Here is a 23,212-nt window from a genome sequence, read left to right as displayed (position 1 = left end):
CTTGTTGTTTCGGTCATAAGGGCGTTTCTTTCGATATCGTCTCATGACCTCAACACACAAGAAATCTGACAGGCTCTGATCGCCGGTGCTCCTGAGCCGCCCGAGCTTGCCTAAGCAAGGTGTTCTCCCTCTCCCATCAGCGGGAGAGGGTCGGGGAGAGCGGTGGTTTAGCTAGGAGCCACACCAAGCGGGGCCAACGGTTTTCACCCACCGCCCTCAGCCTTTGACGCTCCTGCCCTCTCCCCCGCCCCTCTCCCGCAAGCGGGAGAGGGGCGCAAACCGCCAGCCTTGGCTATACCCAAGGCATCTCCCTGCACCTCCGGAACTTGAAGCCGCCGATAACGGCCCAAGCTATCTGTGCATGCGCCAGTGACCGGCGCCCGCAATGTGAAGGAGGCCTCTCATGTGGAAGCGATTTTCGGCCCTGTGGACGCTGGTTCGTAGCGACGGCCGCCTGTTCTGGTACGCGCTGCGCCATCCGGACGCGCCGGCCTGGCTCAAGCCCGCCGCCATCGGGCTCCTGCTCTACGCAATCTCGCCGATCGACCTGATCCCCGATGTGGTCGCGGGCCTGGGCATCGTCGATGACGTGGTGCTGATTCCGCTGGCGGTGCACCTGATCCTGAAGCGCCTGCCGCCGCATATCCTGCGCCAGGCGCAGACGCGCGCCACCGCCACCACGGTCCGGCCGCACTGACCGCATCGCTGAATGACAAAGCCCCGGCGCGGCACCTGCCGCCCCGGGGCTTTTGCTTGCCTGGCTGGTGCTCAGTTCGGCAGCAGGATGGTCGAGCCGGTGGTCTTGCGCGATTCCAGGTCGCGGTGCGCCTGCGCCACCTCGGACAGCGCGTAACGCTGGCGGATGTCGATCTTCACCTTGCCGGTGGCCACGGCGTCGAACAGGTCGGCCACCATCGGCTCCAGCAGCTCGCGATTCACCACGTAGGTCATCAGCGTCGGGCGCGTCAGCCGCAGCGACCCCTTGCTGCTCAGCACCGACAGATCGAACGGCGGCACCGGGCCCGAGGCATTGCCGAAGCTGACCATGGTGCCGCGCGGCGCCAGGCAGTCGAGCGAGCCCTCGAAAGTGTCCTTGCCGATCGAGTCATAGACCGCCGCCACACCCTTGCCGTTGGTGATTTCCTTGACGCGGTCCACGAAGGATTCGCGCGTGTAGACGATGGTATGGGCGCAGCCATTGGCGCGCGCAAGTTCGGCCTTCTCGTCGCTGCCCACGGTGCCGATCACGGTCACGCCGAGCGCCTTGAGCCACTGGCTGGCAATCAGGCCAACGCCGCCGGCGGCCGCATGCAGCAGCACCGTGTCGCCCGGCTGCACCTTGTAGCTGTCGCGGATCAGGTACTGCGCGGTCAGGCCCTGCAGCATCATCGCCGCGGCGGTGTCGAACGGGATCGCATCGGGCAGCCGCACCACGATATCGGCCGGCATCACGCGCACCTGCGCGTAGGCGCCGGTGGGACGGCCGGCGTAGGCCACGCGGTCGCCCACGGCGACGTGGCGCACGCCCTCGCCCACCGCTTCGACCACGCCGGCGCCTTCCATGCCCAGCCCGCCCGGCAGCGGCTGCTTGTACAGCCCGGTGCGGAAATAGACATCGATGTAGTTCAGGCCCACCGCCTCATGGCGCACGCGCACTTCGCCGGGGCCGGGATCGCCCACTTCGACATCGACCCACTGCATGACTTCGGGACCGCCGGTCTGCTCGATCCGGATGGCTTTGCTCATCTGTGTCGCTCCTCGTTATGGTGATGCATCGATGGGAATTCAGTTGCCGGCTTCAGCCTCGCGCGTCAGCCCGGCGATCAACAGCTCGGCAGTGGCCACGTTGGTCGCGCACGGCACGTTGTGCACGTCGCAGGCGCGCACCAGCGCGTTGATATCGGGTTCATGCGGCTGCGGCGTCATCGGGTCGCGCAGGAACACCACGGCGCGCACCAGGCCTTCTGCCAGTTGCGCGCCGATCTGCAGGTCGCCGCCCCACGGCCCCGACAGCATGCGCGTCACCTCCAGCCCGACCTCGTCGATCAGGCGCCCGCCGGTGGTGCCGGTGGCCAGCAGCTCGCACTGCGAAAGGAAGGCGCGGTGGCGCGTGGCGAAGGCGACGATATCGTCCTTCTTGTGGTCGTGGGCGATCAGCGCGATGCGGGGGCGAGTCATCAGGGGTTCCTTGTTGCGGGGTCGGTGAACGTCAGGAAACAGGAGAAAGCAGCGGAATCAGAAGGTGCCCGGGTAGGCGCCGCCATCGAGCAGGATGTTCTGCCCGGTGATGTAGCCGGCATGGCGGCTGCACAGGAAGGCGCAGGTAGCACCGAACTCGGCCGGCTCGCCGAAGCGGCGCGACGGGTTCGCCGCGGCGCGGCGTTGCGCCACCTCATCGACGCTCAGGCCAGCCTTCTTGGCCCCGCCTTCCATGGTCTTGAGCAGGCGGTCGGTGTTGAACGGACCCGGCAGCAGGTTGTTGATGGTCACGCCATGCTGCGCCACTTCGCGCGCCACGCCCGCGACAAAGCCGGTCAGGCCCGAGCGCGCGCCATTGGACAGGCCCAGCACATCGATCGGCGCCTTGACCGCGCCGCTGGTGATATTGATGATGCGGCCCCACTTGCGCGCGATCATGCCGTCGACGGTGGCCTTGATCAGCTCGATCGGGGTCAGCATGTTGGCGTCCAGTGCGGCCAGCCAGTCGCTGCGCTCCCAGTCGCGGAAGTTCCCCGGCGGCGGACCGCCGGCGTTGTTAACCAGGATGTCGAGGTCGCCCAGCTTGGCCACGGCGTCCAGCGCCGCCTTGCGGCCTTCGGGCGTGGTGATGTCGGTCGCCACCGCGATCACGCGGCGGCCATGGCGCGCGCGCAAGCCGGCAGCGGCCTTCTCCAGCGCCTCGGCGCCGCGCGCCACGATCACCACGTCAACACCCTCGGCCGCCAGCGCATCGGCGCAGGCAAAGCCCAGGCCCTTGCTGGCGCCGCATACCAGCGCATGCTTGCCGCGCAGTCCCAGATCCATGTCTTTCTCCTTTGTCTGTTGTCTTTGACGGGCCAGCTCGGCGGCCGGCCTGGAATCACGTTTTTCTTGCCGACAGCAAATACATGCCGCCCATCACCAGCGCGCTGCCGGCGAGCTGCACGCCGCTGACGGGTTCGCCCAGCAGCCAGAAGGCCAGTAACAGCGTCGACACCGGGCCGATCATGCCCGCCTGCGACGCCATCGGCGCGCCGATGCGCGACACCGCCACCATGGTCAGCGACACCGGCAGCACGGTACAGAACACCGCATTGACGAGTGACAGCCACATCACCGGCGCCGGCTGCGCCAGTTCCGACACCGGCCGGCCCAGCACGAGGTACTGGATCACGCAGCAGGCGGTCGAGACGCACATCGCATACGCCACCAGCCGCAGCGAGCCGATGCGCCGCACCAGCTCGCCGCTCAGGATCAGGTAGATACCATATGTCAAGGCGCTGCCCAGCACCAGCGCGCCGCCCAGCCACACCTGGCTGCCGCTGACGTCCAGGTCATGCGCGAATACCAGCACGATGCCGGCGTAGGCCAGCAGCAGCGACAGCCACTGGCGCATGGCGATCGGCCGGCGGAAGACCAGCGCGGTGGCCAGCAGCACGAACGACGGCGTCAGGAACAGGATCAGCCGCTCCAGCCCGGCGGTGATGTATTGCAGCCCGATGAAATCGAGGAAGCTCGACAGGTAGTAGCCGATAAATCCGAGAAACACCACGCGGCCCCGATCCGCCCACGACAGCGGCGCCAGCCGGCGCGACTGCCACCAGCCGATCGCCATGAACAGCGGCACCGCGAACAGCATGCGCAGCGTGATCACCATCACCGCATCGACGTTGTAGCGGTACATCAGCTTGGCGACGATCGCCTTGGCGGAGAACAGCACCGCTCCGACGGCGGCGATGACAAGCCCCGAGCGCTGCGGCGACGGCAGCGCGGCAGGTGCGGCGAGAGACTTCTGGGAGGCTGGCACGGGGAATACAGGGGGAAAGCGGGCGGGCACGTCGGCCCCGCGAAACGACCCGACGATTGTATTCGAAAAGACGCAATGGCATCGGCCATCGCCGCGGCGGCCCCGGCCACCTTCCCGGCCCCTTCCTCGGTATACTCTGAGTCACCTTACCCACTGCACCAGGTTCGTGCCCCAGCCCTCCGACACGCCTTCCGGCAAGACCGCCGCCGACTACGATTTCACCGAGCAGGTGGGCCACCTGCTGCGGCGCGCCTACCAGCGCCATGTGGCGATCTTCCAGCAGACCATCCCGGATTCGCAGCTGACCGCGGCGCAGTTCGTGGTGCTGTGCGCGGTCAGGGACCGCCAGCCGTGTTCGATGAACGAGGTGGTGCGCGCCACCGCCATCGACCAGGCCACGGTGCGGGGCATCATCGACCGGCTGAAGTCGCGCGAGCTGATTGCGGTGTCGCACGATCCCAATGACCGGCGCAAGGTGGTGGTAACGGTCACGCCCGCCGGGCTGGCACTGATCGATGAGACCGTGCCGTTTGCGAAGGAGATCTCGGAGCAGACCTTCGGCGGCCTGAACCCGGCCGAGCGCGTGGCGGTGACCTACCTGCTGCGCAAGATGAGTGAGATTGACGAGGGGAATGGCGGCGCCTGAGCAGGCGCCGCTTTGAGTTTGGGGGCCTCAGCGGGCCTGCAACCCCGCCAGCACCGTCTCCGGCACGAAAGGCGGCCGGCGCAGCCGCACCCCCAGCGCATCGAACAAGGCATTGGCGATCGCCGGCGCACCCGGCAGCGAGGCCGATTCGCCGGCGCCCAGCGGCGGCTCCGACTGCCGCGGCATCAGCACCACTTCAATCGGCGGGACTTCCGGGAAGGTCAGCAGCGGATAGCTGCCCCATTCGCGGCTGGCGACACCCTCCGCATCGAAGCGCACCTGCTCCTTCAGCACCCGGCTGAGCGTCTGCACCACGTTGCCGTGGATCTGATGGCGCACGCCGTCGGGGTTGACCATCATGCCCGTGTCCTGCCCGACCACCACCTTTTCGATGGTGATGCGGCCGCTGCCGGCATCCACCGCCAGGTCCACCACCCAGGCAGACCACGCTGCGCCGAACCCCGGGAAACGGCTGTGGATATAGCGGGCATAGGCCACGCCCCGGCCGCGCAGCCGGCCTTCGGCATCCGCGATACCCCGCGATCCGGCCACGCCCCGCTGCCAGCCAGCCGCTTCGGCCACGGCGCGCAGCAAAGCCGCGGCACGTTCATCCGGCAGGTGCCGCAGCCGGAAATCCACGGGATCGGCACCCGCCTCTGCTGCCAGCTCATCGATCACGCACTCATGCGCAAACGCATTGGGCAGCGCCGACACGCCACGCAGCCAGGACGCGCGCACGATCGCGGGCGTGTCGTCGCAACCGATGCGGCGCGCGCCATACGCGTACGGTGGCACGGCGGTGCGATCGCCCATCTCCAGCGTGCGCGGCGCGTTGGGCACGGCACCGGTCAGCACCAGCGCCAGCGTGGGCGCATCGTTGGACGGATAGCGGCTGGTGAAGTCATAGCCAAGCAGCGCGCCGTCCGGCCCCAGCGTGGCGCTGACGTCCATCAGCTGAGCCGCGCCCTTGGGCTCCCACAGGTGTTCCTGCTCGCGCGAGAGCTGCACGCGCACGGGCCGCCCGACCGCGCGCGACAGCAGTGCCGCGTCGGCGCCTACATCGTCGGCGCAGTTGCGCCCGTAGCAGCCGGCAGCCTCCAAGCGCACGATCTCGATGCGGTCTTCGCCGAGCCCGCACAACTTTGCCAGATCGATGCGCAGCACATGCGGGTTCTGCGTGCCGGACCAGACTGTCAGGCCATCGTCATGCCAGTCGGCCACGGCGCATGACGGGCCGATCGAGCCATGCATCTGGTACGGCCAGACGAAGCGCCGCTGCAATGCCATGCCGGCGCCGTTTGCCGGCAGTTCGCCGTCGGCCTGCAACTCGCGCCGCGTGGCCGGGTTGGCGCGCAGCGCGGGCTCCGGATCGTCCAGCGCCGGCAGTGGCGGGATGGGTTTCCAGCGCACGCGCAGCCGGCGCGCGGCCTGCACCGCGTATTCCTCGCGCTCGGCCACCACGCCGACAAAGTCGCCCTGCACCACCACATCGACCACGCCCGGCACGTCGCGCACGGAGTCGCGATCGACTTCCAGCAGGCTGTTGCCGACAAAGTGGCCGCTGTCGCGCCCCGCATACGGCGGTCGCACCACGCGGCCATGCAGCATGCCGGGCACGCGCACGTCGTGGACAAAGGTCAGTGCGCCGCGCACCTTGCCGGGAATATCGACGCGGCCCGCGGCACGGCCGACGATGCGGTAGGACTCGACCGGCTTGGTCGGTATGTCGTCGGCCAGCGGCAGTTCCAGGTGCTCGCCGGCAAGCAGCGCGCCATAGCCGACGCTGGCCTGCGTGCCGGGAACCCGGAAGACGCCGTCCTCTGCCTCCAGCCCGCCGGCTTCCACGCCGAGGTGCTGCGCGGCACGCGCCTGCAGCCACGCACGCGCCTGGGCGGCGGCGCGGCGCAACGGCAGCGCCGAGATCTGGATCGATGCGCTGGCAATGGTGGGGCCCTGGTTGGGGGTGGCTTCGGTATGGCCAAGCACCATGCGTACGCGTTCGAGCGGCACGTCGAGTTCTTCCGCCACGATCTGCGCCAGTGCCGTGCGGATGCCGGTGCCCAGGTCGACGTGGCCGTTGAAGGCCAGCACCTCGCCGCTGTCGCGCAAGGCAATGAAGATGTCCGGCAGTGCCGGCACGTAGTCCGACGCCGCGCCGGGCTGGCCGGGCGCGGGCCGTGCCGCCGCCTGCGGGGCGCGCGTCACCAGCAGCACGCCGGTGGCCTGCAGCAGCGCCAGCCGCAGCGTGCGCGGCGTGTCGGCGTCGGCCTGTGCCGCGGCTTGCAGATTGGTTGCCGTCATCGTTCTGCCATCTCCTTCACCGGCTGCGCCCCGGGGCGCCCGTTATACTGCAAGCCAACAGTGGAATAGCCCAAGCATCGACCATGACGATCACGACCGCGCCCAAGCCAACCGCAAAGCGGGCGCCAGCCGGCACGCGGGCCAGGCAAGCGCAGGACAGCCGCGACCGCATCCTGAAGGCTGCGATCAAGGTCTTCGCCCAGCGCGGCTACGACGGGGGCCGCATCGAACGCATCTCGTCGCTGGCCAAGACCTACGACCGGATGATCTATTACTACTTCGGCAGCAAGGAAAAGCTGTTTGTCGAAGTGCTCGAGACCATCTACCTGCAGCTCAATGAAGCCGAGCAGCAGCTGGAACATGAGCTCGACGCCGCCGACCCCGTGCGTGCGCTGTCGCAACTGATCGATTTCATCTGGCAGTACTACCTGGATCATCCGGAGTTCGTCGCCATCCTGACCAGCGAGAACATGAGCCAGGGCAAGCACGCGAAGAAGTCGGTGCGGCTGCGCGAGATCTCCAGCTACGCGCTGTCGGTGCTCGACGGCATCCTCGCGCGCGGCAAGGCCGCGGGGCTGTTCCGGCCGGACGCGGCCGCACGCGATGTCTATATGGTGATCGCTTCGCTTGGCTACTTCTACAACTCCAACCATCATACGCTCAGCGCCTTCCTGGGCGAACCCATGATGAGCCCGCCGGCGCTGGCACACTGGCGCGATGTGATCCAGCAGACGGTGCTGCGCGCCGTGGCCGTGCCCGGCGCTGTGCCGGATGCGGATGTGGCGCCGCCGGCCGCGCCGCGCAAGACGGCCCGCGGCCGGCGCGCGGCGGCAGGCTGACGCCAGGCCCGGCCGCATCGCCACGCCTCAGGCGGCGGCGCGCACGCCGGCAACCTGCGCCAGCGCCTCGTCGCGCGTCAGCACGGTGGCGTACTTCTGCGCCATGTCGAACAGGTTGGCGTCATGCGGGCCCAGCGCGCGGTCGCCCACGCAATCCGACACCACCAGCGGGCGGAAGCCCAGCGACATCGCGTCGACCACGCTGGCGCGCACGCAGCCGCTGGTGACGCAACCCGCCACCAGCAGCGTCTGCACGCCACGCTGCGTCAGCCACGCCGCCAGCGAGGTGCCGAAGAACGCTGACGGCACCGTCTTGCGCACCACCAGTTCGCCCGGCGCTGGCGCCAGCTCCGGCACGATCTTGCTGTTGTGGCCATCCTCCTTCAGCGTCAGCATGCCCGGCACCTTCAGCGTGAAGATATTGTGATCGCTGTCGTCGTCGGCAAACACGATGCGGCTGTGCGCCACCGGCCAGCCCTGCTCGCGCGCGGTGCGCAGCAGCGGCTGCGTGTTGCGGATCGCCTCGGGGATATTGCCGCCGCCAAACACCGCCGGATCGGCGAAGCCGTTGACGAAGTCGATGATCAGCAGGCCGTACGGCGCTCTCAGTTCCATGGCTGCGCCAAAGCCCTGGCGTTGGTAAGTCTGCACGGCGTCATCCATGGCGCGCGTCCTTGTAGAGAGAAGCGGCCGGCGCGTGGTGGCCGTCCATCACCTTGCCGCGCACCACCACGGGCTCGCCATCCAGACTGACGGTGCAGTGGCGCACCGGGATGTCGATATGGCAGGCGGTGGTGCGGCTGCCGCCGGCTTCGTTGTTGGGGCCGAACGAGCACAGGAAGTTGCCCTCGTAGGCGCGCGCGTCCATGCCGATGGTGGCCTCACGGTCATACATCGCCAGCGCCGACCAGCTGGCGCGCGGCTGCAGCCCCCAGCCGATATGGGACATGGCATAGGCTTCGGGGTCGTTGAACGAGGCCATGTAGTCGGCCAGCAACTCCGCGTCCACGCCGCCTTCGATGCGGCGCACGTAGCCGGCTTCGACCGTAATGCGGATCGGCGCCTGGAGATAGGACTTCATCGGCAGCAGGATGTCGCCGCGGTCCAGCACGATGGTGCCGTTGGTGCCGCCCTCGTCCGGCCAGGTCAGCACGAAGCCGCTCGGCCAGTGGTCCCAGCGGCCGGGCTCGTCGACAAAGCCGTACTCGCTGATCGCCGGGAACTCGCCCAGGCGGCAGCGCAGGTCCATGCCGGCGTCGGACACGATATGCATCTCGCGCGCCTTGCCCAGCCGCGCGGCCGCGGCCTTGACGCGGGCGCGGTCGGCTTCGGTCGGCACCAGCCGCGCCAGCACTTCGGGCGGCTCCACAGCCAGCAGGATCCTGGTGCCTTGCGCCAGGATCTCGTGCTGCTCGGGCGAGAACAGCAGCGTCATCAGGTCCAGCACCAGGTCGCTGGCCTTGAGTGCGGCAATGGCGGCCGGGTTGCCGGTCAGCGGCGTGGTCCCCAGATAGGCCAGCGCGTCGCGGCTGAGCGCCTTTTCGCCATTGACCGGCGGCAAGTCGAGCCGGTTGACGATGGCGCCCATCGATGCCGCCGCCACCATCGCGGTGCGCAGCGTCTGCGGATGCGTGGCGGCGCCGGTCAGCACGGTGACGGTCTGCCCCGGCTCAAGCTTCGACAGCGTCAGCACCTGCTTCCACGCCGCGGTCAGGTCGTAATCGCTTACGGGCATGTTCGCTCCTCGTTTAGTTCAGCGCCGCACCCAGGAAGTCGCCAAAGGCGCGGTAGAAGCCGGCCTCGTCGTCCCACGGGATCATGTGGCCGGCGTTGGCGACATGCGCAAGCAGCAGTGCGGGCAGCAGCTTGCGCATCTCTTGCACGTCTTCCTCGCGGATCACGTCGCCACGGCCCGCGGTCATCAGCAGGACCGGCACGGCGACGTGCGGCAGGTCGGCGTGGATATCGTCCTCATGAAAGCCATTGAAGCTGGCCAGGATCGCGCGCTCGTCGCAGGTATGCAGCCATTGCGCGCGCAGGCGCAACTGGTCCTCGGTCCAAGTCGGGCAGAAGCGGCGCATGCCTTCCACGTCGATGCCCTGCTGCGCCAGCCGGATCGAATCGATGTACCACGGCAGTTGCGACGGGTACGGGCGGCGGCCCGGCCCCGACACCGGCGGATCGACCAGCACCAGGTGCGTCAGGCCCGCCGGCTTGCTGCCCGCGGCGCGGATGCCGATGCGCGCGCCCATCGAATGGCCGACGATGGCGTAGCGCTGCAAGCCAAGCGCTTGCGCAAACGCGATCACATCGGCAGCCTGCGCATCGAGGCTGTAGTCCAACTCAGCGCCGGCCTGCGACAGGCCCCGGCCGCGCACGTCGAGCACATAGGTATCGAACTGCTGCCCGAATTGCTCGCCGACAAAGCCCCAGGTCACCGCCGGGCTGGTGATGCCCGGCACGATGATGACGGCATCGCGCTGCGCACGCGCACCGCCCTGCCCGCCATAGCGCAGGTAGTGCTGGCGGATGCCGTTGGCGTTCACGTTGGCGCCGTAGAGAAAGGTGCTGTCTGCCATGGCCGCCCCCTTCAGTACGCGCCCGACAGCAGCGCGCCGGCGCCCGGCACCACCGGCTCCAGCCCGAGCCGCTTCAGCAGCGCATAGGTGGTGGCGACGGCGGCGGTGACCACCGGCTTGCCGGTCATCGCCTCGACCTTGGCCACGGCTGGCAGCGACGGCATCTGCACGCACGCCGACAGCACGATGACATCGGCGTCGGCCGTATTCATCTGCGCGACGATCTCCGGCAGCCGTGCCGGGTCGTGGCGCCCCACCTCAAGGTTGTCGGGGATTTCCAGCGCGCGGTAGTCGACCACCTCATAGCCTTCATTGCGGATGTAGTCGACCACCAGCTCGGTCAGCGGCTTCATATAGGGCGCCACCACGGCGATGCGCTTCGCGCCCATCACCTTGAGCGCATCGACCAGCGCGCCGGCGCTGGTGATCACCGGCGCGTCGCCGCCGTTCTCGGCGGTATGCGCCTGCAGGCGCTGCTCGGACACCCGGTGGTAGCCGTGGCCCATGGCCATGATGGCCACCAGGCAGGCATAGCCGAGCACGTCGACGCGGGCGTCGCTCAGTTCCACCGCGCAGCGGTCGGATTCGGCATCCATGGCCGCCAGTTCCTCCTTGACCACCTTCTTCATCCGCATCCGGCTTGAGTGGAAGGTGAAGCGTTCCGGGCGCACCAGCTGGCGCGCTGCCAGCATCGCCGGGATCTCGGTTTCCATGGTGGTGTTGGAGCTCGGCACGATCTGGCCGATTCGGAAAACTTTCTGCACTGTCGACTCCGTCATCTGTTTGTCTGTCTACCCGCCTGCCTCGGCCTGGCGGCCCTGCATGCTGTGATTGATTGTAGTGTACACACTTTATCTAAGCAAACAGAATCTGCGCGCCCGCGAATTCACTCGTTCAGTGCATACTTAACTAATCAATCCCTGTATTTGCGCATCAATTCACCGATATAACGCGATGCGTGAGCGTCATCACATTTCAGTAAGGGTTTTCCATAGGTTCATAATTTTCTTCTTTTACTTTGATGTTTTGAGTGTGTACACTTGTTTTCAACGGTCGGCCGAGTGGCCGCCCCAGCCCCCATCGACCTTGTGTCATTGCCAGGAGAAAGAACGTGCAAGGCAAACCGCGAATCGCAGTTGTCGGCGCCGGACTCGGAGGAACGGCCGCGGCCGCCCTGCTGCAGCGAGCCGGCTTCCAAGTCAGGCTGTATGAACAGGCACCGGCGTTCTCGCGCCTGGGCGCGGGCATCCATGTGGGGCCCAACGTGATGAAGATCATGCGGCGCATCGGCATCGAGGACGCGCTCAACGACATGGGCTGCCACCCCGACTACTGGTACAGCCGCGACGGCCTGACCGGCGAGGTGATCGCGCAGATCCCGCTGGGCGACTACGCAGAGCGCCACTACGGTGCCAGCTACCTGACCGTGCACCGCGGCGACTTCCACAAGCTGCTGACCGACGCCGTGGCGCCCGACACGCTGTTCTTCAACAAGAAGCTGGAAAGCGTCACCGACCAGGGCGACGTGGTGCAGTTGCGCTTCACCGACGGCACGGTCGAAGAGGCCGACATCGTGATCGGCGCGGACGGTGTCAACTCGCGCATCCGCGAGACGCTGCTGGGCGCCGAGCCGCCCAAGTACACGGGCTACGTGGCACACCGCGCGGTGTTCCCGATCGCGCGCGTCAAGGGCTTCACGCATGAGCGCTGCACCAAGTGGTGGACCGACGACCGCCACATGATGGTCTACTTCGATACCAGCAAGCTCGACGAGATCTACTACGTCACCGGCGTGCCCGAGCCCGAGTGGGACATGAGCAAGAGCTGGGTGCCGAGCAGCATCGAGGAAATGCGCGCCGCGTTCGACGGCTGGCATGAGGGCGTGCAGTCGCTGATCGAAGGCACCGTTGAAGTGACCAAGTGGCCGCTGCTGGAGCGCGACCCGCTGCCGCTGTGGAGCCGGGGCCGCCTGGTGCTGCTCGGCGACGCCTGCCACCCGATGAAGCCGCACATGGCACAAGGCGCCGCGATGGCGATCGAGGATGCGGCCATGCTCACGCGCTGCTTCACCGAGACCGGCGTGGACGACTTCGCCTCGGCATTCGCGCTGTATGAAGCGAACCGCAACGAGCGCGCAAGCAAGGTCCAGCTGGTCTCGCACAACAACACCTGGCTGCGCGGCAACGAGAACCCCGACTGGTGTTTCGGCTACGATGTCTTCAACGTGCCGCTGGTGTCGGCCGGGACCGGGACGCTGTCCGCAGCGGCCTGACGCCTGACCAACCCTGCCCGCCGCAGCCCCTCATCGAAGGGGCGCGGCGCAGCGATGCGTGATGTTCAAACCGCCCCCAGCCCCCGATGAACACGCCCCGCCCCCTGACATTGCAAGTCAACCACGCCGAGCACACGCTGAGCGTGGCCCCTGACACGCCGCTGCTCTACATCCTGCGCAACGACCTGTGCTGCAACGGGCCCAAGTATGGCTGCGGTCTGGGCCAGTGCGGCGCCTGCACGGTGCTGGTGGACGGCATGCCCGCACGCGCCTGCGTGCTGCCGGTCAGGGCCGTGGTCGGGCACGCCGTCACCACGCTGGAGGGACTGGGCACCGACGCGCAGCCCGACCCTGTGCAGCAAGCATTTATCGATGAGCAGGCCGCGCAATGCGGCTATTGCCTGAATGGCATGATCATGACCGCCAAGGCGCTGCTCGCGCAGAACCCCGATCCCGACGAGGCCCAGATCCGCGAGGCGCTGCGCTTCAACCTGTGCCGCTGCGGCACCCACGTGGAAATCGTGCGCGCGGTGCAACGGGCCGCGGTGCTGCAACGGCAGGCGGCCGAGGGGTCGGCATCGTGAACGAAGGGCTCGTGCCACAGGCCACCCCTGCGACCGCGGTCGCGGGCAGCATGCCGCCGCCCGCCGCCGACTGCCTGGTTGCCCGGGTGCTGACACCGCCTGGCCTGCGCTGGATCGACGGCAAGCCGCTGACGGCGCGCCTGCTGGGCGCGGAGCGCGAGGCAGCGCTGGCGCTGCCGGGCGTGCGCGCGGTCGTCATCCGCAACAATTTCGCCGGCATGGCAACGGCTTCCGGCGCACAGGCCATCAACGCAACCCATGCGCTGCAGGCACGATGGTCCGCCCCGCCCCGCGCGGACGACGCGCCGGTAGCGCGCCTCACGCTGGCCCAGCGCGGCAATGCCGATGCGGTGCTGGCCGGCGCCGATGCGCGCCACACGCAGCACTACCAGTGGCCCCTGGCCGGCACCCACGCTGAGGCGTATTGCACGGCCGTCGCCGACTGGCGCGACAGCAAGCTGACCGTGTGGCTGCCAAGCACGCGCCCTGGCGCGCTGCGCGCCGAGCTTGCCGCGTTGCTGGGCATCGCGCCGCAACAGGTGGTGCTGGCCTGCTGGCAATCGCCCGACGACCGCGCGGACCCCGCGCTGCTCGCGCCGCACGCCGCCGCCGACGCGGCGCTGCTGGCCCACGCCGCCGGACTGCCCGTGATGCGTCGGCTGTGTGCGGCCGATGTAGGCCTTGCCGATGCCGTGCTCGATGTGCGCGTCGACACCGCGCTGGCCGGCACCGCCGTCGAAGCCTACGCCGCAACACTGGCGGGCACCACAGCCCCGGCCGTGCCGCTGGCGCTGTGGCTGACGCATACGGCATCGCCCGTGGCGGACAGCATCGCTGCCGGCCACGCAGGCGACACCGCCATGCCGCCCTATCGCATCCCGCATGTCGACCTGGTCTCGACAGGCAGCGCCGCCGCGTCCGATGCGGCGCCACTGGCGGCAGCCCGGGCCCAGGTGTTCGCCCGGGAATCCCATCTCGACGAGCTTGCCGCCGACTCCGGCACCGACCCGGTCGCGCTGCGGCTGGCGCATCTCGACGATGCGCGCGGCACAGCCCTGGTACGCCAAGTGTCCGAGCGTGCCGGCTGGACGTCGGCCGCGCCCCGCGCCAACACAGCGGCCGGCAACGTGCAGCGCGGCCGCGGCTTTGCCTATGCCAACACCGTCGATCACGAAGCCGGGCAGACCTGGTCGGCATGGGTGGCCGAGGTCGAGGTCGACGGCACCACCGGCGAGCTGGCGGTCACGCGCGTGACGGTGGGGCATGACAGTGAATCGCTGCCGCGCGCACAAGCCGCGCCGTCCGCGCGCTCGCTGGAGCAGGCCGTGGCCGATGCCGCCCTGCAGCTGACGTCGGCCACGCCCGCCTTCGACACCTGGCCGGCCGAAGCGCCACCTGCCAGCCAGACGCTGCCAGCCGTGCCGGGCAGCACCCTGCCGGAAATCCGCCTGGCCGGCACGCTCGCCACGCATGACGCGCTGGCTGCCAGCCCGACCGACTCCATGCCCGCCGCCGCGGCCGTGGCCAATGCCATCTACGACGCCACTGGCGTGCGCCTGCGCGCGCCGCCCTTCAGCGCCGATCGCATCCGCCTGGCGCTGGCCGAGGCCAGGCCCGGCAACCAGCGCAGCAAGCGCGGCTGGATCGCCGCTGCCGCCGCAGCCGCTGCCGGCGTGTGCGCCACGCTGCTGCCCTGGCGCGCGCCGATCGCACCGGTGGCGCCGCCCGAGGCCGGCTTCTATTCCGCCGCCACGCTCGAACGCGGCCGGCTGGTGGCCGCCGCGGGAGACTGTGCGGTCTGCCATACCGCGCCGGGCGGCGTGAAGAACGCTGGCGGCCTGCCGCTGGAGACGCCCTTCGGTACGGTCTACAGCACCAATATCACCCCGGACGTGCAGACCGGCATCGGCAACTGGTCCTTCGCCGCGTTCGAGCGCGCCATGCGCGAGGGCATCCACCGCGACGGACGGCGCCTGTATCCCGCGTTCCCATACACCGCATTCGCGAAGATCAGCGATGGCGACATGCAGGCGCTATACGGGTACCTGATGTCGGCAGGGCCGGTGAAATCCGAAGTCCCGCAGACGCAGCTTGCGTTCCCCTTCAACGTGCGCCCGCTGCTGGCCGGCTGGAACCTGCTGTTCCATCGCAACGAGCGCTTCACGCCGGACCCGTCGCGCTCCGCGCAATGGAATCGCGGCGCGTACCTGGCCGAAGGACTGGGCCACTGCAGCGCCTGCCATTCGCCGCGCAACGCGCTCGGTGCCGAGCAAGGCGGCCGCCAGTACCTGACCGGCGGCAGCGCCGAAGGCTGGGAAGCGCCACCGCTGAGCGCACTGTCGCACGCACCGCTGCCCTGGACCGAAGCAGCGCTGTTCACCTACCTGCGCGGCGGCTATGCGCCGCACCATGGCGCCGCGGCCGGACCGATGGCACCGGTGGTCGAAGAACTGGCGCAACTGCCTGAGTCCGACGTGCGCGCGATCGCGCACTACGTGGCCTCGTTCGGCACGTCACCGCCCTCGCCTACCGTACTGGCCGCACAGGCCGCGCAGATCGAGCAGCGCAGCGCGCAGGCCGCGCGCACCCTGGGCGGTCCCGGCGAACGCCTGTACCAAAGCGCATGTGCGGTCTGCCACCAGTCGGACCAGGGCATCGCCCAGTTCGGCGTCAAGCCTTCGCTGGCGCTCAATACGAACCTGCACAGCAAGCTGCCGGACAACGTGATCCAGGTGCTGCTGCAAGGCATGCCGGCACCGCCCAACAGCGAACTGGGTGCGATGCCGGCCTATGCCGACACCCTCGACGACCAGCAGATCGCGCAGCTGGCGCAGTACCTGCGCGCGCGCTTTGCGCCCGACAAACCCGCATGGCAGGACCTGGAGAACACCGTCGCGCGCCTGCGCGCGATGCCTGCCCACTAGGACCAACGCAGACGCCGCGGGGCCGGCTCGCCGCGCCTTCCGCATCCACGCTGACCGCACCTACGCCGTGCCTGGCAAGGCGCTTCGCCACCGGGCAGGGAGACGTGCATTCCCGCGCCGGCGCCACGCGCGGGAAAACCCCGAGGAGGGAAAACGCAATTCGGCCTTGCCCGCCAGTTTCATGTAGCTTACGCTGAACGATCATGTAGTGCGCACTACATGAGTGCCGCTAGGCCCGCAGCGGTGCCTCCCCGCACAAGGACGGCGCGCCGCAAGCGGCAGACGAGACAACAAAACTAAAAGATTGGCCCTTTACATCACCGGAAGCGCTGGCCCGGGGCTTGCATAGTTCCCCGCAGCGCCGACCGGGAGGCCGGGCCTGGACCAACCAAGGGTAGACAACAAGGAGTGACTATGTCGTATCAGGACCAAGCAGGTGTTGCGAGCGTGCTACCGGGTTAGTTCCAGCCTCGCCAATTGGAGTACTCACCACGTTTCGTTGCAATTTGGTGCGGTTGTCCCGGTGTGATCATCACGCATTAGTCAGTACCGTCTGGCCCTGCTTCGATAAACGTGTGCGTCCGAGTTCAAGAACCAGCCTATAAAGACAGGTAGACAACATGTCGTCATCAATTTCATCCATGGCAACCACGACCATCCCGGAAGTCACGCTAGGCTCGGCCCCACAGCCCAGCGCGCGGGGAGCATCGCCTCAAACCATCACGATCGAGCAAGGCATCCGCGCGGCCGGCGTCGGCCGGTTCCAGTATCGGCTCTTTGTCATCTTCGGCCTGGTCTGGCTGGCTGACGCGATGCAGGTGCTGTCGATCGGCTTCACCGCGCCGTCGATTGCGGCGACCTTCGGCATTCCCGTACCGACCGCTCTGCAGACCGGGACGATGTTCTTTGTCGGCATGCTGATCGGCGCATTCGTGTTCGGCCGATTGGCTGACAGGATCGGCCGCCGGCCCGTGCTGATGATGGCGGTGGTCATCGACGCCATCTGCGGTGTCGCTTCCGCTTTCGCACCGGACTTCCAGTGGCTGCTGCTGCTGCGCTTCCTGACCGGCATCGGCGTGGGCGGTACGCTGCCCGTGGACTACACCATGATGGCCGAGTTCCTGCCCTCGGACCGGCGCGGTCGCTGGCTGGTGCTGCTGGAGTCGTTCTGGGCCGTCGGCACGATCCTGCTCGCCATTCTTGCGCTGATCGCCGTGTCGCGAGGCGATGATGCCTGGCGGCTGATCTTCCTCGTCACGGGCATCCCCGCCCTGGTCGGCGTGGTCTTCCGGTTCTTTGTTCCCGAGTCTCCGCTCTACCTGAATAAATCGGGACGCTCGGCCGAGGCACGCGCGGTGCTGCAGCGTGTCGCCACCGCCAATCGCGTGTCCGTGGAAATCGGCAACCTGGAGCCGCAGCCGATGGAGCGCAAGTCGGTCTTTGCGCTGTTCGCGCGCGGATGCCGGCGCCGCACCATCTGCCTGCTTGCCGCCTGGGCGCTGATCTCGATCGCCTACTACGGCGTCTTCGTCTATCTGCCGGTCAAGCTGGCGGGCCAGGGCTTTGGCTTCATGCGTGGCCAGGTCTTCCTGATTGTGCTCGCGCTGGTGCAGCTTCCCGGGTTCGCGCTGGCCGCGCACGGCGTCGAGCGCTGGGGCCGCAAGCCGACGCTGATCGGCTTCCTGCTGCTCAGCGCGGCAGGTTGCATGCTCTATAGCCTGGGCCAGTCCACCGCGCTTATCGTCGGCTCGACCCTGCTGATGAGCTTCTCGCTCCTCGGTACCTGGGGCGCGCTCTACGCCTTCACGCCCGAGGTGTACCCGACCGACCTGCGCGCCAGCGGGATGGGCACTGCCGGCGCGATGGCGCGCTTTGGCGGCCTGTTTGCGCCTTCGATCATTGCACCGATCATGGCCAGCCAGTTCACCCTTGCCCTGGCGCTGCTTTCGTCATTTCTTGCCGTGGCGGCAATCGCCATCTACATGGTGGATATCGAGTCGAAGAATCGCGCGCTTGACTAGCGCAAGGCACCGCCGGCCGCTCCCGGCAGTTCAGGGAGCCCGCCGGCGGCTGGCGTGGGCGGGTCTCGAAAGCGAAGCCACGGGCAGGGCGGCCCGCTTCCATTACAATCCGGCTGCAACGGCGCGGCGCGCTGGTCCATCCGATCTCGCCGCCCGCTTCACCTGCTTGTCCCTACCCCGCCGAGCCCTCGCCGCCAGCCATGAAACAAGATCCGCGCTTTCCCAACCTGTTCATCCTCGACCACCCGCTGATCCAGCACAAGCTTTCGCACATGCGCGACAAGGAAACGTCGACGCGCACCTTCCGCGAACTGCTGCGCGAGATCACGCTGCTGATGGGCTACGAGATCACCCGCAACCTGCCCTTGACCACACGCCGCATCGAAACGCCGCTGGTAGAGCTGGAGGCGCCGGTGATCGCCGGCAAGAAGCTGACCATCGTGCCGGTGCTGCGCGCGGGCGTGGGCATGAGCGACGGCCTGGTCGAGCTGATCCCGTCGGCGCGCATCGGCCACATCGGCGTGTACCGCGACGAGCAGCACCGCCCGGTGGAATACCTGGTGCGTCTGCCTGACCTGGAAGACCGCAGCTTCATCCTGTGCGACCCGATGGTGGCCACGGGCTACTCCGCCGCGCACGCGGTGGAGGTGCTCAAGCGCCGCGGGGTCAAGGACGAGGCCATCACCTTCGTTGCGCTGGTGGCGGCCCCGGAGGGCGTGGAAGTGTTCCAGAAGGCGCATCCGGGGGTGAAGCTGTTCGTCGCCTCGCTGGACAGCCACCTGGACGGCGATGCCTATATCGTGCCGGGCCTGGGCGATGCGGGCGACCGCCTGTTCGGCACCAAGAACTGAGTGGTGCGGCGGCGGGCTGGCTTGCGCTTGACCGGCCTCAATAGTCCGCGCCACAGGGCTCCCTACACTGGCGGCAAGCGCCGGCGAGACCTCGCCGGCCGCCATCGCCAACGCCAACGCAAAGGGAGCCAAGCATGGAAGCCTTCAAGATCCTGTTCAGTACCAGCACCGGCCTGATGAGCCTGGGCGTGATCGTCTTCATCATCGGCATGGGGTGGTTCTTTGCGCGGATGTTCGCGCGCAAGATGCGCGAGGACGCGGCAGCGGCCAAGGCGCAGCAACAGGCGCAGCGCCACTAAGGAAAAGGGCCGCATCGCGCGGCCCTTTCCGTCATTCCGTCAGTCCGTCTTTACTTCTTCTTACCCAGCAGGCTGCCCAGCACACCGCGGATCAGTTCGCGGCCGACCTGCGACCCCACCGTGCGCGCTGCCGACTTGGCCATCGACTCCAGGATCGAATCGCCGCGGCCGGTCTTGCCGGTGCCCTTGGTCAGCGTGCCGAAGATCTCGCCGGCCGTACCGAGCCAGCCGCTGTCCTGCTCACCAGCGGGCTGCCCCGCCGGCGCGCCGCCAGCGCCCTTGCCGTTGCCATTGCCGGCCGTCGCCACGCTGCCGCGCAGCTTTTCATAGGCGGATTCGCGGTCCACGGTCTTCTCGTAGGTGCCCGCCACCAGCGAACTGGCGATCAGCTGCTTGCGCTCTTCCTCCGTCGCCGGGCCGATGCGGCTGCCCGGTGCCAGCACCCAGGCACGCTCGGTCACGCAGGGCGTGCCCTTGGCGTCCAGGAACGACACCAGCGCTTCGCCCACGCCCAGTTCGCTGATCGCGGTTTCCAGGTCCAGCCTGGGATTGGCGCGCATGGTGGTGGCAGCCACCTTGACCGCCTTCTGGTCGCGCGGGGTAAAGGCGCGCAGCGCATGCTGCACGCGGTTGCCCAGCTGGCCCAGCACGGTGTCGGGGATATCGATCGGGTTCTGCGTGACGAAGTACACGCCCACGCCCTTGGAGCGCACCAGCCGCACCACCTGCTCGATCTTGTCGAGCAGCGCCTTGGGCGCATCGTTGAACAGCAGGTGGGCCTCGTCGAAGAAGAACACCAGCTTGGGCTTGTCCAGGTCGCCGGCCTCGGGCAGCTTCTCGAACAGCTCGGACAGCATCCACAGCAGGAAAGTGGCGTACAGGCGCGGCGCGTTCATCAGCTTGTCGGCGGCCAGGATATTGACCACGCCCTGGCCCTTCTCGGTCTGGATGAAGTCTTCCAGGTTCAGCATCGGCTCGCCGAAGAAGACATCCCCGCCCTGCGATTCCAGCGCGATCAGCCCGCGCTGGATGGCGCCGATCGAGGCGGCCGAGATATTGCCGTACTCGGTGGTGAACTGGCCGGCGTTGTCGCCGACGTACTGCAGCATGGCGCGCAGGTCCTTGGCGTCGAGCAGCAACAGGCCGTTGGCGTCGGCAATGCGGAACACCAGGTTCAGCACGCCCTGCTGGGTGTCGTTCAGCTCCAGCATGCGCGACAGCAGCAGCGGGCCCATATGCGAGACCGTGGCGCGCACCGGATGGCCCTTCTCACCGAACACGTCCCACAGCGTGGTCGGGCACGCGCCCCATGCCGGCTCCGGCAGGTTCAGGTCGGCCAGGCGCTGCTTGAGCTTGTCGGACGGCTGGCCGGCCTGCGAGATGCCGGTCAGGTCACCTTTGACGTCCGCCATGAAGACCGGCACGCCCAGGCGCGAGAAGCCCTGAGCCAGCGTCTGCAGCGTGACGGTCTTGCCGGTGCCGGTGGCGCCGGTGATCAACCCGTGCCGGTTGCCCATCTGCGGCAGCAGCACCAGTTCATGTTCGGCGTTCTTGGCGATGAGGATGGGGTCGGCCATGATGTTCCTGGGTTCCGTAAGCGTCTGATAGCGTCTGATGGGATCTGGTGGATCCGGGGCGGCGCGGGCAGGCCCGCGTGATAAAATCCTGGGCTGATTATAGCCAGCCGCCAGGCATATCCGTCACCTGGCGCGCGCTGTCCGAGGGCTTTGCCACCCCGGTCACGGCGTGCATGGCGACCCCGCACAACATCACCGCAGATCACCGCATTCCGCTTCGGAGAGAATCATGGCCGGTCACTCGAAATGGGCCAATATCAAACACAAGAAGGCCGCCGCTGACGCCAAGCGCGGCAAGATCTGGACCCGCCTGATCAAGGAAATCACCGTTGCCGCCAAGCTCGGCGGCGGCGATGTCGACTCCAACCCGCGCCTGCGCCTGTCGATTGACAAGGCCATGGACGCGAACATGCCCAAGGACAACATCCAGCGCGCCATCCAGCGCGGCGTGGGCGGCATGGAAGGCGCCAACTACGAAGAAATCCGCTACGAGGGCTACGGCCTGGCCGGCGCGGCCATCATCGTCGACTGCCTGACCGACAACCGCACCCGCACCGTGGCCGAAGTGCGCCATGCGTTCTCCAAGCACGGCGGCAACATGGGCACCGAAGGTTCGGTGGCGTTCATGTTCACCCACTGCGGCCAGTTCCTGTATGCCCCCGGCACGCCGGAAGACAAGCTGATGGAAGCCGCGCTCGAAGCCGGCGCCGACGACGTCGTCACCAACGACGACGGCTCGATCGAAGTCACCTGCCCGCCCAACGACTTCTCGGCGGTCAAGGCCGCGCTGGAAGCCGCCGGCTTCAAGGCGGAAGTGGCCGACGTGGTGATGAAGCCGCAGAACGAAGTCAGCTTCAGCGGCGACGACGCGCTCAAGATGCAGAAACTGCTCGACGCCCTGGAAAACCTGGACGACGTGCAGGAAGTCTTCACCAACGCGGTAATCGAAGACTAAGCTGCAACAAGCCCCCATCGGCGGCGACCCGGACACAGCCCAGGCCGCCGCCTCTTAGTATGTGTTTCTTTTCTGGCAGTGATCATGAAAGTATTGGTTGTCGGCTCGGGTGGACGTGAACACGCGCTGGCCTGGAAATTGGCCCAGTCCCCCAAGGTGCAGGTGGTGTATGTCGCGCCGGGCAACGGCGGGACCGCGCTCGACAAGCGCCTGCAGAATGTTCCGCTGACCGACCCCGAGGTCATCGCCGCCTTTGCCGAGCGCGAGGGCGTGGCCTTCACCGTGGTCGGCCCCGAGGCCCCGCTGGCCGCCGGCATCGTCGATATCTTCCGCGCCAAGGGCCTGCGCATCTTCGGGCCCACCCAGGCTGCCGCGCAGCTGGAATCGTCCAAGGACTTCGCCAAGGCGTTCATGGAGCGCCACGGCATCCCGACCGCCGCCTACCAGACCTTCTCCGACGCCACCCAGGCGCACGCCTACATCGACGCCCAAGGCGCTCCGATCGTGATCAAGGCCGACGGCCTGGCCGCGGGCAAGGGCGTGGTGGTGGCGATGTCGCTGGAAGAAGCGCACACCGCGGTCGACATGATGCTGGCCGACAACAAGCTCGGCGACGCCGGCGCGCGCGTGGTGATCGAAGAGTTCCTGGACGGCGAGGAAGCCAGCTTTATCGTGCTGGTCGACGGCAAGAACGTGCTGGCGCTGGCCACCAGCCAAGACCACAAGCGCCTGCTGGACGCCGACGCCGGCCCCAACACCGGCGGCATGGGCGCGTATTCCCCCGCCCCGGTGGTCACGCCCGCGCTGCATGCGCGCGCGCTGCGCGAGATCATCCTGCCGACCGTGCGCGGCATGGAAAAGGACGGCATTCCGTACACGGGCTTCCTGTACGCCGGCCTGATGATCGACAAGGACGGCAACCTGAAGACGCTGGAATTCAACTGCCGCATGGGCGACCCCGAAACCCAGCCGATCCTGGCGCGCCTGAAGACCGACCTGGTCGATGTGATGGAGCACGCCGTCAACGGCAAGCTCGACAGCATCGAGCTGGACTGGGACCGCCGCACCGCGCTGGGCGTGGTGATGGCCGCCTACGGCTATCCCGACAGCCCGCGCAAGGGCGATGCCATCACCGGCATCCCGGCCGAGACCGACGACAGCGTGACCTTCCACGCTGGCACCACCCTCAAGGACGGCACCCTGCTGACCTCGGGCGGGCGCGTGCTGTGCGTGGTGGGCCTGGCCGACACCGTCAAGGCAGCGCAGCGCGCCGCCTATGCCGCGGTCGAGCAGATCCGCTTCGACGGCATGCAGTACCGGACCGACATCGGCTACCGCGCCATCAAGCGCTGATCCTT

Annotated in this window: 21 protein-coding genes; 11 read left to right on the top strand and 10 right to left on the bottom strand. The window is 67.9% G+C overall.

Annotation, left to right across the window (positions count from 1 at the left end; genetic code table 11):
- The first annotated feature begins 403 nt into the window (after positions 1–403).
- Positions 404–697 carry a YkvA family protein gene (locus tag AC1Q7H_RS26270; protein ID WP_013955919.1) on the top strand — a complete coding sequence of 98 codons (294 nt, stop codon included), beginning with the start codon at positions 404–406 and terminating at the stop codon, positions 695–697.
- Between the two features lie 71 nt (positions 698–768).
- Here the strand turns inward: AC1Q7H_RS26270 and AC1Q7H_RS26265 are convergent, their stop codons facing one another.
- From AC1Q7H_RS26265 to AC1Q7H_RS26250, 4 genes are read right to left on the bottom strand one after another with little or no spacing between them, the layout of a single operon-like run.
- The gene (locus AC1Q7H_RS26265) at positions 769–1,746 is read right to left on the bottom strand and encodes a quinone oxidoreductase family protein (protein WP_013955918.1); all 978 of its coding nucleotides are present in this window, start codon (positions 1,744–1,746) and stop codon (positions 769–771) included.
- Between the two features lie 39 nt (positions 1,747–1,785).
- Positions 1,786–2,178 (bottom strand): methylglyoxal synthase, encoded by a 393-nt coding sequence (locus AC1Q7H_RS26260; RefSeq protein ID WP_013955917.1) that lies wholly within the window; start codon positions 2,176–2,178, stop codon positions 1,786–1,788.
- A gap of 57 nt (positions 2,179–2,235) precedes the next feature.
- The gene (locus AC1Q7H_RS26255; protein WP_010809246.1) at positions 2,236–3,024 is read right to left on the bottom strand and encodes an SDR family oxidoreductase; all 789 of its coding nucleotides are present in this window, start codon (positions 3,022–3,024) and stop codon (positions 2,236–2,238) included.
- Positions 3,025–3,079: 55 nt separating this feature from the next.
- A complete protein-coding gene (locus tag AC1Q7H_RS26250; RefSeq protein WP_041228318.1) occupies positions 3,080–3,967 on the bottom strand; it encodes a DMT family transporter in 888 nt (295 codons plus the stop codon).
- A 205-nt stretch (positions 3,968–4,172) separates the two neighbouring features.
- Here AC1Q7H_RS26250 and AC1Q7H_RS26245 point away from each other — a divergent pair, with 205 nt between their 5' ends.
- Positions 4,173–4,652, top strand: coding sequence for a MarR family winged helix-turn-helix transcriptional regulator (locus AC1Q7H_RS26245; protein ID WP_013955915.1), 480 nt, complete (start codon positions 4,173–4,175; stop codon positions 4,650–4,652).
- A gap of 27 nt (positions 4,653–4,679) precedes the next feature.
- Here the strand turns inward: AC1Q7H_RS26245 and AC1Q7H_RS26240 are convergent, their stop codons facing one another.
- Positions 4,680–6,953: a xanthine dehydrogenase family protein molybdopterin-binding subunit gene (locus AC1Q7H_RS26240; RefSeq protein ID WP_153955046.1), complete on the bottom strand. Its 2,274-nt coding sequence runs from the start codon at positions 6,951–6,953 to the stop codon at positions 4,680–4,682.
- Positions 6,954–7,036: 83 nt separating this feature from the next.
- Between AC1Q7H_RS26240 and AC1Q7H_RS26235 the strand changes: the two genes are divergently transcribed.
- Complete coding sequence (locus AC1Q7H_RS26235; protein ID WP_153955045.1) at positions 7,037–7,792, top strand: TetR/AcrR family transcriptional regulator; 756 nt, start codon at positions 7,037–7,039, stop codon at positions 7,790–7,792.
- A gap of 27 nt (positions 7,793–7,819) precedes the next feature.
- Here the strand turns inward: AC1Q7H_RS26235 and AC1Q7H_RS26230 are convergent, their stop codons facing one another.
- Genes AC1Q7H_RS26230 through AC1Q7H_RS26215 form a run of 4 tightly spaced genes read right to left on the bottom strand, consistent with a single transcriptional unit; the run spans position 7,820 to position 11,135 of the window.
- Complete coding sequence (locus AC1Q7H_RS26230; protein WP_013955912.1) at positions 7,820–8,455, bottom strand: N-carbamoylsarcosine amidohydrolase; 636 nt, start codon at positions 8,453–8,455, stop codon at positions 7,820–7,822.
- Positions 8,448–9,527 carry a 2,5-dihydroxypyridine 5,6-dioxygenase NicX family protein gene (locus AC1Q7H_RS26225; protein WP_013955911.1) on the bottom strand — a complete coding sequence of 360 codons (1,080 nt, stop codon included), beginning with the start codon at positions 9,525–9,527 and terminating at the stop codon, positions 8,448–8,450. Before AC1Q7H_RS26225 ends, AC1Q7H_RS26230 begins: the two co-directional genes overlap by 8 nt.
- Positions 9,528–9,540: 13 nt before the next feature.
- Complete coding sequence (locus AC1Q7H_RS26220) at positions 9,541–10,371, bottom strand: alpha/beta fold hydrolase (RefSeq protein WP_153955044.1); 831 nt, start codon at positions 10,369–10,371, stop codon at positions 9,541–9,543.
- 11 nt (positions 10,372–10,382) lie between these two features.
- Positions 10,383–11,135 carry a maleate cis-trans isomerase family protein gene (locus AC1Q7H_RS26215; protein ID WP_010812897.1) on the bottom strand — a complete coding sequence of 251 codons (753 nt, stop codon included), beginning with the start codon at positions 11,133–11,135 and terminating at the stop codon, positions 10,383–10,385.
- 347 nt (positions 11,136–11,482) lie between these two features.
- On the opposite strand from AC1Q7H_RS26215, the gene AC1Q7H_RS26210 reads away from it, so the two are divergent.
- The 6 genes from AC1Q7H_RS26210 (at position 11,483) to AC1Q7H_RS26185 (ending at position 19,322) form a co-directional block, all read left to right on the top strand.
- Entirely contained in the window at positions 11,483–12,643 is a 1,161-nt protein-coding gene (locus AC1Q7H_RS26210; RefSeq protein WP_249678679.1) for an FAD-dependent monooxygenase, read from the top strand.
- Positions 12,644–12,729: 86 nt separating this feature from the next.
- Positions 12,730–13,227, top strand: a complete 498-nt coding sequence (locus AC1Q7H_RS26205) for a (2Fe-2S)-binding protein (RefSeq protein ID WP_013955907.1) — start codon at positions 12,730–12,732, stop codon at positions 13,225–13,227.
- 50 nt (positions 13,228–13,277) lie between these two features.
- Positions 13,278–16,151, top strand: a complete 2,874-nt coding sequence (locus AC1Q7H_RS26200; protein ID WP_492381903.1) for a c-type cytochrome — start codon at positions 13,278–13,280, stop codon at positions 16,149–16,151.
- Positions 16,152–16,771: 620 nt separating this feature from the next.
- Positions 16,772–18,172 (top strand): MFS transporter, encoded by a 1,401-nt coding sequence (locus AC1Q7H_RS26195; protein ID WP_013955905.1) that lies wholly within the window; start codon positions 16,772–16,774, stop codon positions 18,170–18,172.
- 200 nt (positions 18,173–18,372) lie between these two features.
- Complete coding sequence (gene upp / locus AC1Q7H_RS26190) at positions 18,373–19,023, top strand: uracil phosphoribosyltransferase (RefSeq protein ID WP_013955904.1); 651 nt, start codon at positions 18,373–18,375, stop codon at positions 19,021–19,023.
- 134 nt (positions 19,024–19,157) lie between these two features.
- Positions 19,158–19,322, top strand: coding sequence for a DUF3149 domain-containing protein (locus tag AC1Q7H_RS26185; protein WP_013955903.1), 165 nt, complete (start codon positions 19,158–19,160; stop codon positions 19,320–19,322).
- Between the two features lie 50 nt (positions 19,323–19,372).
- Here the strand turns inward: AC1Q7H_RS26185 and AC1Q7H_RS26180 are convergent, their stop codons facing one another.
- A complete protein-coding gene (locus tag AC1Q7H_RS26180) occupies positions 19,373–20,899 on the bottom strand; it encodes a helicase HerA-like C-terminal domain-containing protein (RefSeq protein WP_013955901.1) in 1,527 nt (508 codons plus the stop codon).
- Positions 20,900–21,128: 229 nt separating this feature from the next.
- Here AC1Q7H_RS26180 and AC1Q7H_RS26175 point away from each other — a divergent pair, with 229 nt between their 5' ends.
- Positions 21,129–21,854 (top strand): YebC/PmpR family DNA-binding transcriptional regulator, encoded by a 726-nt coding sequence (locus AC1Q7H_RS26175; RefSeq protein ID WP_013955900.1) that lies wholly within the window; start codon positions 21,129–21,131, stop codon positions 21,852–21,854.
- Between the two features lie 84 nt (positions 21,855–21,938).
- Positions 21,939–23,207 carry a phosphoribosylamine--glycine ligase gene (gene purD / locus AC1Q7H_RS26170; protein ID WP_010812906.1) on the top strand — a complete coding sequence of 423 codons (1,269 nt, stop codon included), beginning with the start codon at positions 21,939–21,941 and terminating at the stop codon, positions 23,205–23,207.
- Positions 23,208–23,212: the final 5 nt, after the last annotated feature.

Source organism: Cupriavidus sp. GW823-FHT06D04, assembly GCF_058795055.1.
Note: the sequence above shows the minus strand (reverse complement) of the source record. Positions and strands in the feature narration are given on the sequence as shown.